The organism is Herbidospora yilanensis (assembly GCF_001570565.1).
GTDB classification, from domain to species: domain Bacteria; phylum Actinomycetota; class Actinomycetes; order Streptosporangiales; family Streptosporangiaceae; genus Herbidospora; species Herbidospora yilanensis.
The window spans coordinates 20,481-35,428 of the sequence record NZ_BBXE01000042.1 but is presented as its reverse complement, the minus strand read 5'-3'; the positions used below and the strand labels follow the sequence as shown (position 1 = coordinate 35,428).

The window sequence follows — 14,948 nt, the reverse complement described above, 5'->3', positions numbered from 1 at the left end:
CCCCACTTCGGCAAATCCACGTTCCTTCCTGTCTACCCGAAAACCACGGGGAAGTAGATTTGACGTGTGATCGACGTCTCGAGGAGCAAGTTCGAGGAGCTCGTGGCCGAGGCACTCGACCTGATCCCGCCCGATCTGGCCAAAGTCATGGACAACGTCGTCGTCGTGGTCGTGGACGATCCGCCCGAAGCTGGCCTCCTCGGTCTCTATACCGGCATTCCGCTCACGGAGCGGGGCGAGTGGTACTCAGGAGTGCTTCCCGACCGCATCGAGATCTATCGAAATCCGACCTTGGCAATCTGTGAAACCGAGGCTGACGTCGTCGAAGAGGTTCAGATCACGGTGGTCCACGAGATCGCCCACCACTTCGGCATCGACGACGACCGCCTGCACGAACTCGGGTGGTAGTCGCGAGGTTGCGATTCGCGAGCGCTATAGGCACTGTAGGTGACATACTGAACACAGTGTGTCAGCTACGGCCTGAGCTCAGCGGAGAGAAATGGCGGCCACGAAGCCCGGAAAACTGCCGGGGAGACACCGCCGTCCAGGGGAGCGCCAAGCGACATACGGCGAAGTCATCGCGATCAAGGAGTTCCGGGCCCTGTGGCTCGGCCAGGGGTTGTCGCTGCTCGGCGACCAGCTCGCGCAGGTCGCCCTGGCGGTGCTCGTGTTCAACCGAACCCAGTCGGCGCTCGCCACGGCGGCCGTCTACGCCCTGACCTACCTGCCGCCGATCCTCGGCGGCCCCCTGCTGGCCGGCCTCGCCGACCGCTACCCGCGCCGCCAGGTCATGCTGGTCTGCGATGTCCTGCGGGCCCTCATGGTCGCGATCATGGCCATCCCCGGCACCCCGTTCGCGGTGCTGTGCGTGCTGGTCTTCCTGGTGGTGCTGCTCAGCGCGCCGTTCTCGGCCGCGCGCGCCGCGCTGCTGCCCGAGATCCTCGAAGGCGATCGATACGTCGCCGGCAGCGCCCTGCAGAACATGACGAACCAGGCCGTCCAGATGCTCGGGTTCGCGGCCGGCGGGGCCGTCATCGCGGGTCTGGGCCCCTATCGGGCGCTGGCGCTCGACTGCGCCACGTTCCTGGCCTCGGCGCTCATCATCGTCGCCGGGGTGAGCCGCAGATCGGCCACGGTGTCGGCCGACGGCGGAAAGCCGTCGATGTGGACGATGACCGCCGCGGGCGCCAGGCTGGTCTTCGGCGACCGGCGGCTGCGCACCCTCGTGCTGTTCGCGTGGTTGTGCGGCTTCTACGTGCTGCCCGAGGGGATCGCGGTGCCCTACGCGGCGGAACTCGACGACGGCGGGCTCCCGGTGCCCGTGATCACGGGCCTGCTCATGGCCGCCATGCCGACCGGCACGGTCCTCGGGGCGTTCCTGTTCAGCAGGTTCGTCAATCCCAGCACCCGTCTCAAGACGATGGGCTGGATGGCCATGCTGACCTGCGCTCCCCTGGTCGTGTGCGCCATGCGCCCGCCGTTGGAGATCGTGCTGGTGTTGTGGGTCCTGTCCGGCGTGGGAGGCGCATACCAGCTCGCGGCCAACGCCGCTTTCGTCCAGTGTGTGCCCCCCGAACGACGGGGTCAGGCGTTCGGCCTGGTCCAGTCAGGCCTGCTGGCCTCACAGGGTGTGGGCATCCTCATCGGCGGCGCGCTCGCGCAGATCCTCGGCCCGGAACCGGTGGTGGCGCTGGCCGGGGTGGCCGGGCTGAGCGCCGCGGCCATCCTGGCCATCGCGTGGACGGAATCCCGAACGGAGATCATCGCCAAGGTGCACACCTCGTGATCAGTCGTTCGGCTGCTTCGTCTGGGCGTAAGGGTGAGTGGTGTAAGGGTCGACCGGCGTCGACGGCGTCTTGTGGCCGTTGTGCGACTTGGTCGCCTTGGCCCACCCCTCCTGCGCCTTGGCCTTGGCGTCGAGCCAGGTCGGGTTGTCCTTGTTCTTCTCGATGAGGTCCTGCACGATCGAGGCGTTCTTCTCCTCGCTCGGGATCAGGAGCCAGGCGACGGCGTAGATGCCGACACCGAGGCCGCCGAAGAACGACGCGACCGCGAGAACGATCCGCAGGATGTTCGGGTCGATGCCGATGTACTGACCGACACCGGAGCAGACCCCGGCGACGATCCGGCCATTGCGAGTCCGGCGAAGCTGCTTGACGTGTCCACTGGGCTGTATCTCGTTCATGTCCATAGCGTGCCCCTTTTGTCGTCTATGGCACATCGGGATTCCCCCTGGCCCTACCCCGACCCTGCCCGGATACGCTGCAATCATGGACCTTCTCAACCTCGATGACCGGCTGACCCCAGACCAGCGGCTGGTCCGGGACACGGCTCAGGGGTTCGTCAGGGAACACGTCCTCCCCGACGTGGCGACGTGGTTCGAAGAAGGCACCTTCCCGGCCCGCGAACTGGGCCCCGTCCTCGGCTCGCTCGGCATGCTGGGCATGCACCTGACCGGCTACGGATGCGCCGGGCTCGACGCCATCTCCTACGGCGTCGCCTGCCGGGAACTGGAGGCCGGCGACTCGGGGCTGCGGTCGTTCGTGTCGGTCCAGGGCTCGCTGGCGATGTTCCCCATCTGGAAATACGGGTCGCCCGAGCTGAAGGAGGAATGGCTGCCCCCGCTTGCCGCCGGCACGGCGATCGGGTGCTTCGGGCTGACCGAACCCGATCACGGGTCCGATCCGGCCAACATGAAGACCCATGCCAAGCAGGACCCTTCCGGCGACTGGATCCTCAACGGGTCGAAGATGTGGATCACCAACGGGTCGGTGGCCGACGTGGCGGTCGTGTGGGCCCAGACCGACGGCGGCGTCCGCGGGTTCGTGGTGCCGACGTCGTCGCCCGGCTTCTCGGCCCCGCTGATCCACCGGAAGTTGTCACTCCGGGCCTCGGTGACCTCTTCGCTCTACTTCGACGACGTCCGGGTGCCTGCCTCTTCCATGCTCGACGTGGTGGGGCTCAAGGGGCCTCTGTCCTGTCTGTCGGAAGCCCGGTTCGGGATCCTGTGGGGGGTCGTAGGGGCTGGGCGGGCCTGTTTCGAGGCCGCTCTTGAGTACGCCAAGACGCGGGTGCAGTTCGGGAAGCCGATCGCGGGGTTCCAGCTCACGCAGGAGAAGCTGGCGTGGATGGCGGTGGCGCTCGGGCAGGCGGGGTTGACGGCGCTCCACCTCGGTTCCCTCAAGGACGCCGGCTCCCTTCGGCCGCAGCAGGTGTCGTTCGGGAAACTGGCCAACGTGCGGGCGGCGCTCGACGTGGCGCGGGAGGCTCGGTCGGTACTTGGGGCCAACGGGGTGACGTTGGAGTATCCGGTCATCCGGCACATGAACAACCTGGAGTCGGTGCTGACGTACGAGGGGACTCAGGAGATTCACACGCTGGTGCTCGGGGAGGCGCTGACCGGGGTGGCGGCATATCGGTGAGGCGGCCGGTAGGCTGATCACGGGGAACTGCTTCGCTCTGGTGAGACGATCGCTGTACCCTGCAGACGAGGGGTGCTAGCTCAACGGCAGAGCTCCGGACTTTTAATCCGTAGGTTCAGGGTTCGAATCCCTGGCGCCCCACCACTTATGACCCGATTTGACCGGTGGTTTTGTGCCGGTTTGAGGCCTCGGCGGCGAGGCGAGATCGGCCTCGGTTGCTCGGCGATTGCTCATTGGTACGTCCGCGTGCTGGGCTGAAGATCGCTAAGCGGGCCAACGTAACGTCGGATCCACATGACGGCCACAGAACATCCCCCAAAAGTGGGCCCACGAGCCGCGCATCCCCTAGATCAGGTCGGCCTGGGGTCAGACCTCGGTCAACACGACTGACGTCCGGGAGAACGTCGTTCAGGATGACAGCCGTTTTGACGGCCTCTCCTGGAACGGATCGTTGTGTTTGTTCGAGCGTTCATCCTCTCGGCTGTCCTTGCCGCGACTGTCGCCGCGTCCGCAGCGCCCACCGATCCCGGCCCAGGATGGGGACACTCGACCGCCGCCGGAAGCATTCGCGTCTTGGAAGACCGCCGGCACATCGTCGTGTGCGACAACAAGGCCGACAACCTGTACGTCGAGGCCGAGTACGCCACATCGATCCTCGGCATCCACACCATCGCCGACACCAACGGAGCCGCGTGGGGCTGCAACGAGAAGAGCACCCTCTTCAGCCACATCGACGTGATCAAGATGTGCACCGGCGTCAGGGGCGTTACGCGACGCTGCGAGCAGCCCGTATGGACCACAAGCCGGTAGCTACGCGAACTGCGCGGCGCCCATCTCAGCCACTTCAAGGGACATGACGACCAGGGGGCAGTTCACATGAGCACTGGTTGTGGCTTGCCCACCAATCAGGCAGTCCGCGCCGGTTGCCCCATTGAGCCGCTTGGTCTGGCCCGCTCCCAAATGGCGAGATCATGAGAATCATGATGTACCCCGACCGTGCTCCGTTGCCGCCGATTCTGTCCTCAACCGGACCCGGCCAGAGCAACTTTCTGATCCACTTCTGTGGTCGGAAGGCATCGTCGCCGAGCACTCCCCACGTGCCCTCGCCGATTCGGGCGATGACCCCTCAGGAGCGCTTGGACTCCATCCTCACCACTGGGACCATCCGCGGCTTCACTCCTTTCCGCGCCCACGGGCCAGCCGTCTGCCTGTCCGAGAGCCCTGGCGATCACCTCCTACACATGCTCACCGAGCGGGGGATGCCCCCTTGGGGCGTCTTGCTTCGCCGCGCCGATGTCATCGCGGCCGGCGGCGGAGGGATCGCCTATCCTCCCGAGTCGGTCCACCAGCAGTGGCCCGAAGACGTACAGGTCTGGGGAAATCCGATCCGGACTGACGGACGTGGGTTACTGGATTTCAGCTGGGAACGTGAATGGCGGATTCCAGGCGAGTCCGTCGTTCTCAAACCCAAGATGGTCGCCGCAGTTCTCATCGGCGACCCAGATTGGAAGCCCAGCCCCGTAGCGACTGAGTGGGTGAACAGCTACACAGGCGAACCTCTGCCTCCCGATATGTTCCCCGAATTCACGCCAGAAGCCGTCCGGTTGAACCGCTACCCAAGCTCGTGGACCGATGCCGAGCATCTCTACTGGGATGGCGCGGCCCTCCGCCTCATGCCGTAAGAAACTTAAACGATGAAACCTATGCCGCCAATCACTACCAGAGCCCAGATGTTGCCTATCGACCAACTGGAATGGGTCGATGCCGAGCACCTGTTCCGACAGCTATTAGAGATCGTCGAAGGTGTCGAGACCAAGCTGTTCGGTCTGGCAGGGCAGGCACAGGATGGGATCGACGCCTACGCCCGGCGCTCAGCGCCTCCGACGGACGGGGGAGACGGAGAGAGGGTCTACGCCGTCCTGCAATCGCGTCGGGTCAAAAACCTCACTGCCGCAAAGATCAAGAAGGCTGTCGACGATTTGATAGCTGGCGACTGGGCGGACAAGACCGCCGTATTCTACTACGCCACCTCCTGCAACCTGCGCAGAACACAGCTTGACACGGAAATCCGGAAGCAGAGCGAACGACTGGCCAAGCTTGGAATCGCCCTCGTTTCGTGGGGCGCTCAGGAAGTGTCAGCCTTGTTGAAAGACCATCCACGTCTCGTGGACGAATTCTTCGGCCAATCCTGGGTCGAGCGTTTCTGCGGCCCGCAGGCCGTCTCGGATCTGGCCAACTCCAAATCCGTTCGCGTCGCCGATCGGACCGGGGATTCCGCCGTGAGTCCTGCTCGCACGTTGAAGGCCTTTCTTGCCCATCACAAGTGGGAGGGCGACGATCCCGAGATCCGGGACGGCAATGTCGCGGCTATGGCCGCGTTCGCGGAGAGCATCCAGAGCCTGAGCCGACCTGCCCGAGTGATGCTCGCCCTTCTCTTGCAACGCGGCCGTGACCTCGTCGGGCAGGTGGAAATCGGTGCGACATACGCCGTCGAAATCCAGGAGTTGATGGATGTCACGACGATGACTGAGCAGGAGGTGGTCAGCCGAGTGGGTCAGTTGATCGGCCGGAGGTTCGCGAAGATCGAATACGAGGACATGCACTTCGACAGCTTCGTCGGCCCATACGTGGCCACGCGACCGCATCCCGGCGACCTGCAGTGGGAAGACATCGTGTCGTACTGCCGTGCCCACGATGTGCCCATCGACAAGATCTTCGTGGACCTCCGATTCGATCTTCTCGATGACCCAACAGGAAGCCCGACACAACAATCGCCACCTGAACTCGATGCCGCCAACCGCTGACGCGATCGGTTCCTCACCCAAGCGAGGGCGGAGTTCCCATTTCGCCCCGAAATCGCACTCGGGTTGGAGCGTCACCTTGGGGAGCTATCGCCAGAGGCGGCGAATCAACTTCGCAATCGGGCCAGGGCGGTCTTGATCGAGGTGCTCCTGTAGATCCCTCCTGTCGCGAGCCCGGTTGTCGTCGATCTCATCGGCTGTGTAGCGACGACTCCACCGCACCACACCTTCCTTGATCCAGTAGTGGGAGCGGCAGGACAACCCCCAGTTACCGATCGAAGGACGTAGAGAAACGTTCTCGCCGTCGTAGGTGAGTGCCCACTGCGCGGGTGACAGCGGGGTGACGATCTCCTGCCCGCAGCCGCAGGCGCATAGGTGCCCGCAGGTCGCGTAGGGGATAGAAACGTAGAGGATTCCACGCGACATTTCCGAGGGGAAGCTCTCGACGAACTCCGGTCGCAGGAACGCGGCCGCAGTCATGGCAGGTCCTCGTTGGCGATCTCGTTCGTGATCAGCGAATAGGTGGTGAAGGCCTCGTTGGTCACATCGGCATAGACGCCGATGTGGCGTTTCCAGCGGCCGACCGCGAGGAGTGCGTTGAGCGCGTTGAGGTCGGCGGTCTGGATGTTGCGACCGTAGTCGTCGCGTTCCGGGGCCGGGGCAGGGACTCTGCGACGGGCTTCTGCACGACGTTCCGGCAAGCTGGTGGAGACTCGCAGCAGGCCCGTGAGCTTGCCATCGACCTCCTCGATGCCCATGCCGACGTCGATGAACGGCACGCCTCGGGCCTCCAGCCAGTCCATGATCGGGATTTTGCTCAGCGCGTCGTCCGAGGCCAGGAACACGAAGGTGGCCCCAGACAGGACTTCGAGGTTGTCCTCGTCGAGGTAATGCTCGTATGTCGTGATGCCACGGTGCATCCGGGAGTAGACCGACGCGAAGTATGAGGCCTTGTTCGGGCGCTCGCGGAGTGTCTCCAGCGGTGCCGCGCCCGGCGCCCGGAAGGCGTTGTGGTTGTCGAAGTGGTCTCCGTCGATGAGCAGGATCGCGTCGACTTCGGTTTTGGCGACCTGGTCCAGGATGTACCCGCCGGTGCCGCCGAGCCCGATGATCGCGATTCGGTGGCCCCGGAAGCGACGGTGGACCGTCGCAAGCCCGGCCCGCGAGGTGGCAGTGTCGCGGTAGACGAAGGGTGAGTCGTCCTCGACTTCCTGCCAGGCAGCTCCCGGCGTGGCCGTGGCCATCGGTTCCAGTGCCTGTGCCTGGTCGGCGATCATCCGGGTGTAGGCGGTGACCTTGGTGTACTGGTCGGGGTAGCCGTTCGGGCCCGGCTTGGAGGACAGCATGAAGTTCGCCTGGACACCGTCGGCAATCGCCCGGAACTCGTCGTTGACCATCGGCAGCCTGCGGCCGTGCTCGTCGCACGGTGCCGAGCCTCCGAACCAGATGCGGTGGTCGGTGTCGGAGACGACCCGGTCGCCGCTGATGGTGACCGGGTAGGCGAGGAATCCGTATTGAACGGTAACGGCCTCGGTGACGTAGGGAATGTGCCGGACGAGCAGGTGCCCCGCCTGCACCACGACGTCGTAGCCGTCGTTGAGCAGGCGGGACAGGTCCGGGTCACGAACGAGAGGTGCGGACGACATCGAAGACCATTCCGTTCTTGACGTTCACGCTGCGGCCGGCGGTCAGGCTGCCGGAGCCGTGGCCGTCGTGGCCACGGCTGTACCTGACGGTGATGGTGTCCTGGTCGGTCGGCGGCTGGCCCGGGTAGGCGAGCTCGACGAGCTGCTCGAAGTTGATGGCCTTCTCCCGCCAGGGGTGCGAGCGGGTGTTGACGATGATCAAGACGGGCGGGCGCCCGTGGTCGTCGTGAGACATGAGTTCTCCTGTGGCGCATGGCGAGCCCGACCCACATCTGCGCCAGATGTGGACCACTGCTCGAAGTTTCGAGCAATGCTACTGTAGCAGGGGTGAGCGACATATTGAGCGTTGGCAGAAGTCAGGGGCACCCGGGATGAGCGACAGCTCTGGGGTCAACGTGAAGGCGCTGCACGCGGCCCTAGACGCCGCGCGTGCCGAAAAGGATCTATCGTGGCGGCAGTTGGCCAAGGAGATCGGCGTGTCCGCGTCGACAATCTCCCGCATGGCCAGTGGCTTGAAGCCAGATGTCACGGCGTTCGCGGCGATGACCACCTGGCTGCGGATGCCAGCCGAGTCCTTCTACGTGGATCCGATGCGAACAGACGACGAGGAGCCGGAACTCGTGGCCTCCATCGGCCCCCTGCTGCGGGCGCGTCGTGATCTCTCGGAGAACGATGTGGCGTACCTCGAAGAGGTCATCGCCGCCGCAGCCCGGCGGTTCCGGGTCGAACGAGAAGGCCGGGAGGGCTAAATGGCCCGAGGTGGGTGGACGCAGCCGCGGATGCGCGAGGTCGTCCTCGAGGAGCGGGCAGAGCTTGGGCTGAGCCCGACAGATCCACTCGATCCGTACGCGATGGCGGACGCCCATGGGATCCCTGTTTACGGAATCGGGGATCTACTCGATCACGGTGTGAGCCCGGAAGCCTTTGGTCACTTCACCCTCGGTGATACGGCCGCGTGGTCCGCCGCACTGGTTTCAGTAGGCACGGCACGTCTCATCGTGGAGAACGAGTCCCACTCCCCCGCCCGGCGTCGGTCGAACATCGCCCACGAACTCGGCCATCTCTTGCTGGAACACCCCTTCGACAGAGTGATCCTCGGCGAGGACCACAAGCGCCAGTTCGATGAGAAACAGGAATACGAGGCTAAGTTCATGGCCGGCGAGTTGTTGATTCCACTCGCTGCAGCCGCGCGGATGGCCTTCGATGGCTGGGACAACACGCGCGTTGCCGAGACTTACGGGGTGAGCAAGCAGTTCGCGCAGATGCAGATGAAGGGCCAGCGCGTTCGAGCGCAGCGAGCCGAACTCAAGTACGGCTTTGGCAAGTCGGCAACCGCTACCTCGAACTAAAACCCCACCCTGCAAGGATGGGCCGCCCAGTCCGCAATAGGAGGCCGATGGTGCGCGAAGCGGTGATCGAGGCAGTGGCCAAGGTCGCCGACCTCGGCGAGGTGGCTCTCGACGGGACCGGCCTGCGCCTGCGTGTGGGAGCCGAGGCATGCGTTCGTCTTCTGGTCAGCGCGCCGGCCCGGCCCAAGGCATCTGCCTCGGGCACCCACGTCATCACCTTGATTGCGGAAGAGACGACGGGGCTCACCACCGACCAGGTACAGGCGATTCTTGCGGCGGTGCGACGGATTCCGTTCACGACGACCGAGATGAACGCGCTGCGCGGTCAGATGCCGTTGACGGGCGAACTGCCGTGCTTCCTGCCGCCCGGGTGCCTGGCATCGGTGGCTCCGGTGCTGACGGTGCATCACATGACCGACTTCCTGGTGATGGTGGACGCGGTACTGGCTATGGGGGTGCCCGCGCACGCGGTCACCGTATTGGACAAGGGGTACCCCTACCGGCACACCGACCGTGTGGACGCGCACCTGGCCAGGCAGGGCGTCACCGTGTGGCCTTGGACGGACGCGGCGGACGCCCTGCACGATCACACACGACGCGCCGCCACGCTCGGGCTGCCGGGTCTACTGATCGATGACGGCGGCTACACGCTGCCCGTCCTGCTGGAGCAGCGGCCCGACCTCCTTCCGCGCTTCGTCGGCCTGGTGGAACAGACCATCTCAGGCATCACCCGGCTCGAACCGTGGGAGGACCGGATCCCACTGCCGATCTTCTCAGTGGCCGAGTCGCGACTGAAGGCGACGATGGAGTGCTACGGCATCGCGGACGCGGTGGTCAGAAATCTTCTGCGCCTTCTTCCGGAGGAAAAACTCGAAGGCCAGCCGGCCCTTGTGGTGGGGTTCGGACGGATCGGTGAACACATCGCCGCTGTGCTGCGGTCACGCCACATGCGGGTGGCCGTACATGACCGGCAATTGGTACGGCTGATCGCGGCGCACGAGCGTGGGTATCTCACTGGCCGGTGCGTCAGCACGCTTCTGCGCGATCACCGTCCACTGATAATTCTCGGCTGCACCGGTCGGACCGGACTACGCGGCGAACACGCCGCCGCGATCAGCCGAGACTGCTATTTGGTATCCACGACCTCGCGCGATCGGGAGTTCGCGGTCGCGGAGCTGGCGGATGAGGCGCAGAAGGTCACCGACGAAGGTGTGCTGGGAACCCGGCTGCACATGCCTTCGGGCGCAAAGGTGACCCTCGTGGGCGACGGTTTCCCGATCAACTTTCATCACGCCGAGTCGCTGCCGAACATGTACTCCGATCTGATCCTCGCCAGCCTCCTGGTGGCCGCGTCGACCCTCGCAACGCCTGAGCACGGCTTCACCGCTGGGCACAACGTGGACGCCTCTAACCGGGTCCTGGAGTCCTGCGGCCTGCTTGAGCGCTACTACACACGGTTCGGCCCCCAGGCCACCCGGTGATCACCGCCCAAGGAGAGCGGTTCTTCACCGCCCAGGACGCCGCCAGACTCCTCAGCCCCGGGGTCGTTACCAGCGGGGCACGACGACGCGTTTGGCACGAAGAGCACGACCCGGCCGCCGCTGTACGCCTCGCGCTGACCTCGGCCCAGCGTTCATGGGTCGAGGCCGTGGCCATCGCCCCTACCGGTACCGCGCTGGCAGAGACGGGCTTGGCGCTGGCCTTCTCCAAGCATCTGAGCACGATCAGGGGCCGTCGCAGCGGCGAAGCCGCGTGCGTGACGAGCCCGGTGCCACCGCCCCTGCCCAAAACCGGGCTGCGCCGCATCCCCCACCTGGTCACCGCCGCAGGCCCGGACGGATTCTGGGGCGACACCGTGGTCTGGGAGGTCATGACCTTAGAGCGGCTCAGCTCGTGGCTGGAGCGCAGTCACCCGATCGACCTGGAAAACGTCGAAGCGCATGTACCTCAGCTGATCGCACTGCGCCGGGCCGTCCGTGAGGGCACCCTCCCTGACACGCCGGCCAGTCAGGTACTCCGCGAACTGCTACGGACCCGCTACCTGTCGATCCGCCTGGTGCTTCAGCACCAGGCCCTGTTCGATTCCCTGCTTTCGCCGAAGGAGACCCACCCGTGAGCAACAGTTGGACCTCGGCGTCCGGTGCTGATCTGTCGGCTGGTTATGCCCGTCACGCCGGTACGTTGCGCGGCGCGCTCCGTCACGCCCTGGTCGCCCGCGCCCTGCGCACTCACCTGCCCAGCGACTCCCAGCAGGTCCTGGACATCGGCGGGGGTGACGGCCACCAGGCCGTCCTGCTCGCGCGCGCCGGACACCGGGTGACCCTGCTGGACCCCGACCAGGGCATGCACAAGCGGGCCGCCGACCGGATCTCGGGAGAAAGCGAGCAGGTCCGCGACCGAATCACGCTTGTCGAAGGCACCGCCGACCAGGCCGGGCATCTGGCCGAGAACGGCTTCGATCTCGTCTGCTGCCATGGCGTGCTGATGTACGCCGAGAACCCGCACGCCTTCCTGAACGACCTCGCATCGGCGGTCCGACCGGGCGGCCTGGTGTCGTTGCTGACCAAGAACGCCGATGGGCTGGCCATGCGTCCCGCCTTGGAGGGCCGATGGGCGGATGCGGTCGCGGTGCTGGGGGCCGGTTCCGTCGAGGGCAATCTCGGGGTGAGCAGCCGGGCCGACGCCCTCTCCGCGGTCGAGGCGATCCTCGGCGAGGCCGGGGTGACGACATGCCAGTGGTACGGGGTGCGGGTGTTCACCGACCACCTGGGCGACGCCCCGGTCGGCGAGGGGTTCGACTACGTCCTGGAGGCTGAATGGCAGGCCGGATGCCGTGACCCCTACCGGCAGATCGCCCGCCTGTTCCACCTCATCGGCCAGAAACGATGACCGCGTCCCTCACGATCAGAGGCGCCTGGTCGGCCGCCCGAGAGAACTGCGCCCCGGGCTGTTTCTGCTACCACGCCTCGTGGCGGCTGTTCCGGCAGGCAGGCCTGAAGGGCAATCCCCGCTGGCACACCGCTTTCTACCAGCGTGCGCTGGCCGAAAGGCAACCGTCGACTGCCTTGGTCTGTGGTTCCTCGGACGAGACCATGCCGCAGATCCTCACCGAACTGCAGCCGGGCATGCAGATCACGGTGGCCGACGCCTGCCCGACCCCGTTGACTCTCATCAACACCTGGGCGAAGGAGACCGGCACCCAGGTCTTCACCCTTCGATCCGAAGCGCCGGAGCTGGCCGGAGTGTCAGGATCGTTCGATCTGATCGTCACCGATGGGCTGCTGTCGCTGCTGCCCAGTCCCGCAGACCGCGAGGCAGTGATCACCCGCCTGGCAGGTCTGCTGTCCGAGGACGGCCTCCTGCTCTACACCTCTCGGATCGCCGGACGCGCCGGCTACCTCGAATACGACCGGATCGGCCGAGCTGGACAAGCCCTGGCCGCCACCACCTGGCCCGCGACCTCGGCCGAACGGATGGTCCTCGCCCGACAACGGCTTCGCCACCCTTCCAGGCCCAGCCCGTTCGCGTCTCCCGATCAGATCGCCGACGCCTTCCGCAACGGCTTCGGCCAGGTTCGCCTGTTCACCCGAAGCGCCCCGCCCACGGTCGCGCTGGCCCTCCACCCGGCATTCCTGATCGGACGCGGCAGTGTCTGCGTCGGTATAGCAGCCACCCAATCGAGGCGCCCATGACGATCTCGATCAGCAACATCGCTTATGAGCCCAGGACCCCTCTGGACGAGGAGCTCGCAGATCTCGGATACGCCGCCATGCGCGGCTGGCCCGACCAACGGCCGGTGACCTCCGCACTCGTGCGCTCCCGGCTGCGCCCCAGTGGCAACGCGCTGCCGACGACCGTGTTCCTGGCCCGTCTCGCCGACGGCACACTGGCCGCCGCAGCGGCTCTTCGCCACGCGGCCGCGCCGGGCTCATCAGCTCGGCTGTGGGGTCCCATCGTCGCGCCCGAATGGCAGCAGCGCGGACTCGGTACGGCACTGCTGCAGGAGGCGGCCGAATTCCAGGCCGACGGGACGCAAGCCCTACTCACCGCCGAGATCCCTGGAGCACGGAAGCACGGCTACGAATTCTTCGAGAAGGCCGGGTGGCGTCCTCACTCCACCGCGGCGCTGCTGAAAGCCGATCTCTCCTTGCTGCCGCGCCTTCCCGACCGTGGCTGGGTGAGAGTGCGGCGGGCCGAAGCCTCCGACGTCGACGCGCTGAGCCACCTGTACCAGGCTCTTCACCCCGATCATGGACGGCAGGTCGCTGAGGACACCTACCGGCGTTGGAGCGCGGACGAACGGTTCGTCTCTGATGGCCTGCTCATCGTGGATGGCCCCAGTGGCGACCTTCAAGGGGCGGCACTGATGTATCCGCTGGCCCACGACGACCCCGCAGAACCCGCCGAGGCGCTGCTGGCTGACGTGCTCATCGCCCCGGACACCGACCGCGCCGAGGTGGCCCCGCCGCTGATCACGGCCGCTCTGTCCGCCGGGATCCGCCATCACGCCGTGGTCGCGCGCTCTATCGTCCCCGACAACGCACCCGCCCTTCTAGCCGACCTGCACGCGCTCGGTATGACCACGACAGGACAGATCCGCTACTACCAAGCACCCTCATCTAGGAGGCCCACGTGACGTCGCCACCCGCCCCGTTGCCCCAGCGGACGCTCGGCCGATCCGGCATCACCGTGCCCGCCGTCGGCATGGGCTGCTGGGGCATCGGCGGCCCGGACGAGAACCTGGGCCTGCCGATGGGCTGGTCCACCGGTGCCTCGGCCGAGGCGTCCGCCGCCGGCCTGGAGGTCGCCTGGCAGATGGGCGCCCGCCTGTTCGACACCGCCGACGTCTACGGACACGGCCGTTCCGAACGGCAGATCGGCGCTCTGGTCGCGCGGGTCCCCCGCGAGGAGATCGTTCTGGTGTCCAAGGTCGGTTACTTCGCCGGGACGGCCCTGCACGGGTTCGATCCCCGGCACATGCGCCGCCAGTTGGAGCAGTCCCTGGACAACCTGCGCACTGACCATCTCGATATCTACTTCCTGCACCACTCCGACTTCGGAGACGGCGACCGCTGGCTGGAACCTGCGGCCGAGGCGATGCAGACCTTCCGGCGAGAGGGACTGATCCGGGCGGTAGGGATGCGCGGCCCGCACCGCTTCGCCCTCGACCGCCTCACCGCCTCGCCCGATCAACGAGGCGACAAGATCGCCCGGTTCCGCGCGGTGTTCGCCGCTGTCGAACCGGACGTGCTCGCGGTCCGCGACCACCTGCTGTCTCCTGCCGATCGCTCGGAGGGCATCTTCGCGTTCGCCGCCGAGCACGAGGTCGGCGTGCTGATCAACAAGCCGCTCGCGCAGGGCCTCCTCACCGGCGCCTACGACCCGGCCGCCCCGCCGCAGTTCGGGAAGGGAGACCATCGTTCCCGGAAGCGTTGGTTCACCCCGGCGGCCATTGCCCTCATCGCCGAAGGGCTGGATGAACTGCAGGGAGTGGTCGGCTCTCGCCGGGAAGACCTCATTCACATCGCCCTGTGGGCGTGCCTCGATCGGTATGCCCACGCGGCCGTGCTGGTCGGATTCACCACCCCCGAACAAGTGGCGATGAACCTGTCGGCGCTGGGCGACCGCCCACCTTCAGAGGTGATCAGACAGGCCCGCGTGGTCATGGGCCGGCTGCAGGAACGTCTGGACGCCCAGGGCGAGGTCTTCACCGACGAGATCCAGAGGTAA

The 14,948-nt window shown here is 66.1% G+C and carries 18 protein-coding genes and 1 tRNA gene; 15 read left to right on the top strand and 4 right to left on the bottom strand.

The window, feature by feature from the left end:
- Positions 1–66: 66 nt before the first annotated feature.
- Positions 67–408 carry a metallopeptidase family protein gene (locus AW273_RS31475; protein WP_030455058.1) on the top strand — a complete coding sequence of 114 codons (342 nt, stop codon included), beginning with the start codon at positions 67–69 and terminating at the stop codon, positions 406–408.
- 91 nt (positions 409–499) lie between these two features.
- Positions 500–1,786, top strand: coding sequence for an MFS transporter (locus AW273_RS31470; protein WP_062356273.1), 1,287 nt, complete (start codon positions 500–502; stop codon positions 1,784–1,786).
- On the opposite strand, the gene AW273_RS31465 is transcribed toward AW273_RS31470, so the two are convergent.
- Positions 1,787–2,185, bottom strand: a complete 399-nt coding sequence (locus tag AW273_RS31465; protein WP_198168459.1) for a PspC domain-containing protein — start codon at positions 2,183–2,185, stop codon at positions 1,787–1,789. It lies immediately after the preceding gene.
- An 85-nt stretch (positions 2,186–2,270) separates the two neighbouring features.
- Between AW273_RS31465 and AW273_RS31460 the strand changes: the two genes are divergently transcribed.
- From AW273_RS31460 to AW273_RS31440, 5 genes are all read left to right on the top strand, one after another.
- Positions 2,271–3,422, top strand: a complete 1,152-nt coding sequence (locus AW273_RS31460; protein ID WP_062356267.1) for an acyl-CoA dehydrogenase family protein — start codon at positions 2,271–2,273, stop codon at positions 3,420–3,422.
- Between the two features lie 69 nt (positions 3,423–3,491).
- Positions 3,492–3,566: transfer RNA gene (locus tag AW273_RS31455), tRNA-Lys, on the top strand.
- 429 nt (positions 3,567–3,995) lie between these two features.
- On the top strand, positions 3,996–4,232 hold the full coding sequence (locus AW273_RS31450; RefSeq protein ID WP_062356264.1) for a hypothetical protein: 237 nt from the start codon (positions 3,996–3,998) through the stop codon (positions 4,230–4,232).
- A gap of 431 nt (positions 4,233–4,663) precedes the next feature.
- Entirely contained in the window at positions 4,664–5,104 is a 441-nt protein-coding gene (locus AW273_RS31445) for a hypothetical protein (protein ID WP_157556376.1), read from the top strand.
- A gap of 48 nt (positions 5,105–5,152) precedes the next feature.
- Positions 5,153–6,226, top strand: a complete 1,074-nt coding sequence (locus AW273_RS31440) for a hypothetical protein (protein ID WP_062356256.1) — start codon at positions 5,153–5,155, stop codon at positions 6,224–6,226.
- Between the two features lie 84 nt (positions 6,227–6,310).
- On the opposite strand, the gene AW273_RS31435 is transcribed toward AW273_RS31440, so the two are convergent.
- Genes AW273_RS31435 through AW273_RS31425 form a run of 3 tightly spaced genes read right to left on the bottom strand, consistent with a single transcriptional unit; the run spans position 6,311 to position 8,104 of the window.
- Complete coding sequence (locus AW273_RS31435; protein ID WP_063910176.1) at positions 6,311–6,703, bottom strand: ubiquitination-like system serine protease family protein; 393 nt, start codon at positions 6,701–6,703, stop codon at positions 6,311–6,313.
- Positions 6,700–7,869, bottom strand: coding sequence for a ThiF family adenylyltransferase (locus AW273_RS31430; RefSeq protein ID WP_062356253.1), 1,170 nt, complete (start codon positions 7,867–7,869; stop codon positions 6,700–6,702). The genes AW273_RS31435 and AW273_RS31430 overlap by 4 nt, the downstream gene beginning before the upstream one ends.
- Positions 7,844–8,104 carry a multiubiquitin domain-containing protein gene (locus tag AW273_RS31425; protein WP_062356250.1) on the bottom strand — a complete coding sequence of 87 codons (261 nt, stop codon included), beginning with the start codon at positions 8,102–8,104 and terminating at the stop codon, positions 7,844–7,846. The genes AW273_RS31430 and AW273_RS31425 overlap by 26 nt, the downstream gene beginning before the upstream one ends.
- A 136-nt stretch (positions 8,105–8,240) precedes the next feature.
- Between AW273_RS31425 and AW273_RS31420 the strand changes: the two genes are divergently transcribed.
- The 8 genes from AW273_RS31420 to AW273_RS31385 are packed head-to-tail and all read left to right on the top strand — an operon-like array spanning position 8,241 to position 14,948.
- Positions 8,241–8,618, top strand: coding sequence for a helix-turn-helix domain-containing protein (locus AW273_RS31420; protein ID WP_062356248.1), 378 nt, complete (start codon positions 8,241–8,243; stop codon positions 8,616–8,618).
- 30 nt (positions 8,619–8,648) lie between these two features.
- Positions 8,649–9,218 (top strand): ImmA/IrrE family metallo-endopeptidase, encoded by a 570-nt coding sequence (locus AW273_RS31415; protein ID WP_198168458.1) that lies wholly within the window; start codon positions 8,649–8,651, stop codon positions 9,216–9,218.
- Between the two features lie 47 nt (positions 9,219–9,265).
- Positions 9,266–10,699: a Rossmann-fold NAD(P)-binding domain-containing protein gene (locus AW273_RS31410; RefSeq protein WP_062356243.1), complete on the top strand. Its 1,434-nt coding sequence runs from the start codon at positions 9,266–9,268 to the stop codon at positions 10,697–10,699.
- Positions 10,696–11,334, top strand: a complete 639-nt coding sequence (locus AW273_RS31405) for a hypothetical protein (protein ID WP_062356240.1) — start codon at positions 10,696–10,698, stop codon at positions 11,332–11,334. Before AW273_RS31410 ends, AW273_RS31405 begins: the two co-directional genes overlap by 4 nt.
- Complete coding sequence (locus AW273_RS31400; protein WP_063910175.1) at positions 11,331–12,107, top strand: methyltransferase domain-containing protein; 777 nt, start codon at positions 11,331–11,333, stop codon at positions 12,105–12,107. Before AW273_RS31405 ends, AW273_RS31400 begins: the two co-directional genes overlap by 4 nt.
- Positions 12,104–12,910, top strand: coding sequence for a class I SAM-dependent methyltransferase (locus tag AW273_RS31395; protein ID WP_157556372.1), 807 nt, complete (start codon positions 12,104–12,106; stop codon positions 12,908–12,910). The genes AW273_RS31400 and AW273_RS31395 overlap by 4 nt, the downstream gene beginning before the upstream one ends.
- Complete coding sequence (locus tag AW273_RS31390) at positions 12,907–13,854, top strand: GNAT family N-acetyltransferase (protein WP_062356232.1); 948 nt, start codon at positions 12,907–12,909, stop codon at positions 13,852–13,854. Before AW273_RS31395 ends, AW273_RS31390 begins: the two co-directional genes overlap by 4 nt.
- A complete protein-coding gene (locus tag AW273_RS31385) occupies positions 13,851–14,948 on the top strand; it encodes an aldo/keto reductase (protein ID WP_062356229.1) in 1,098 nt (365 codons plus the stop codon). The genes AW273_RS31390 and AW273_RS31385 overlap by 4 nt, the downstream gene beginning before the upstream one ends.

What these genes read in the sequence shown, in the direction of transcription:
- AW273_RS31470 (WP_062356273.1), top strand. Translation starts at nt 500, where the DNA reads ATGGCGGCCACGAAGCCCGGAAAACTGCCGGGGAGACACCGCCGTCCA.
- AW273_RS31465 (WP_198168459.1), bottom strand. Translation starts at nt 2,185, where the DNA reads ATGAACGAGATACAGCCCAGTGGACACGTCAAGCAGCTTCGCCGGACT.
- AW273_RS31460 (WP_062356267.1), top strand. Translation starts at nt 2,271, where the DNA reads ATGGACCTTCTCAACCTCGATGACCGGCTGACCCCAGACCAGCGGCTG.
- AW273_RS31445 (WP_157556376.1), top strand. Translation starts at nt 4,664, where the DNA reads ATGCTCACCGAGCGGGGGATGCCCCCTTGGGGCGTCTTGCTTCGCCGC.
- AW273_RS31440 (WP_062356256.1), top strand. Translation starts at nt 5,153, where the DNA reads ATGTTGCCTATCGACCAACTGGAATGGGTCGATGCCGAGCACCTGTTC.
- AW273_RS31435 (WP_063910176.1), bottom strand. Translation starts at nt 6,703, where the DNA reads ATGACTGCGGCCGCGTTCCTGCGACCGGAGTTCGTCGAGAGCTTCCCC.
- AW273_RS31430 (WP_062356253.1), bottom strand. Translation starts at nt 7,869, where the DNA reads ATGTCGTCCGCACCTCTCGTTCGTGACCCGGACCTGTCCCGCCTGCTC.
- AW273_RS31425 (WP_062356250.1), bottom strand. Translation starts at nt 8,104, where the DNA reads ATGTCTCACGACGACCACGGGCGCCCGCCCGTCTTGATCATCGTCAAC.
- AW273_RS31420 (WP_062356248.1), top strand. Translation starts at nt 8,241, where the DNA reads ATGAGCGACAGCTCTGGGGTCAACGTGAAGGCGCTGCACGCGGCCCTA.
- AW273_RS31415 (WP_198168458.1), top strand. Translation starts at nt 8,649, where the DNA reads ATGCGCGAGGTCGTCCTCGAGGAGCGGGCAGAGCTTGGGCTGAGCCCG.
- AW273_RS31410 (WP_062356243.1), top strand. Translation starts at nt 9,266, where the DNA reads ATGGTGCGCGAAGCGGTGATCGAGGCAGTGGCCAAGGTCGCCGACCTC.
- AW273_RS31395 (WP_157556372.1), top strand. Translation starts at nt 12,104, where the DNA reads ATGACCGCGTCCCTCACGATCAGAGGCGCCTGGTCGGCCGCCCGAGAG.
- AW273_RS31390 (WP_062356232.1), top strand. Translation starts at nt 12,907, where the DNA reads ATGACGATCTCGATCAGCAACATCGCTTATGAGCCCAGGACCCCTCTG.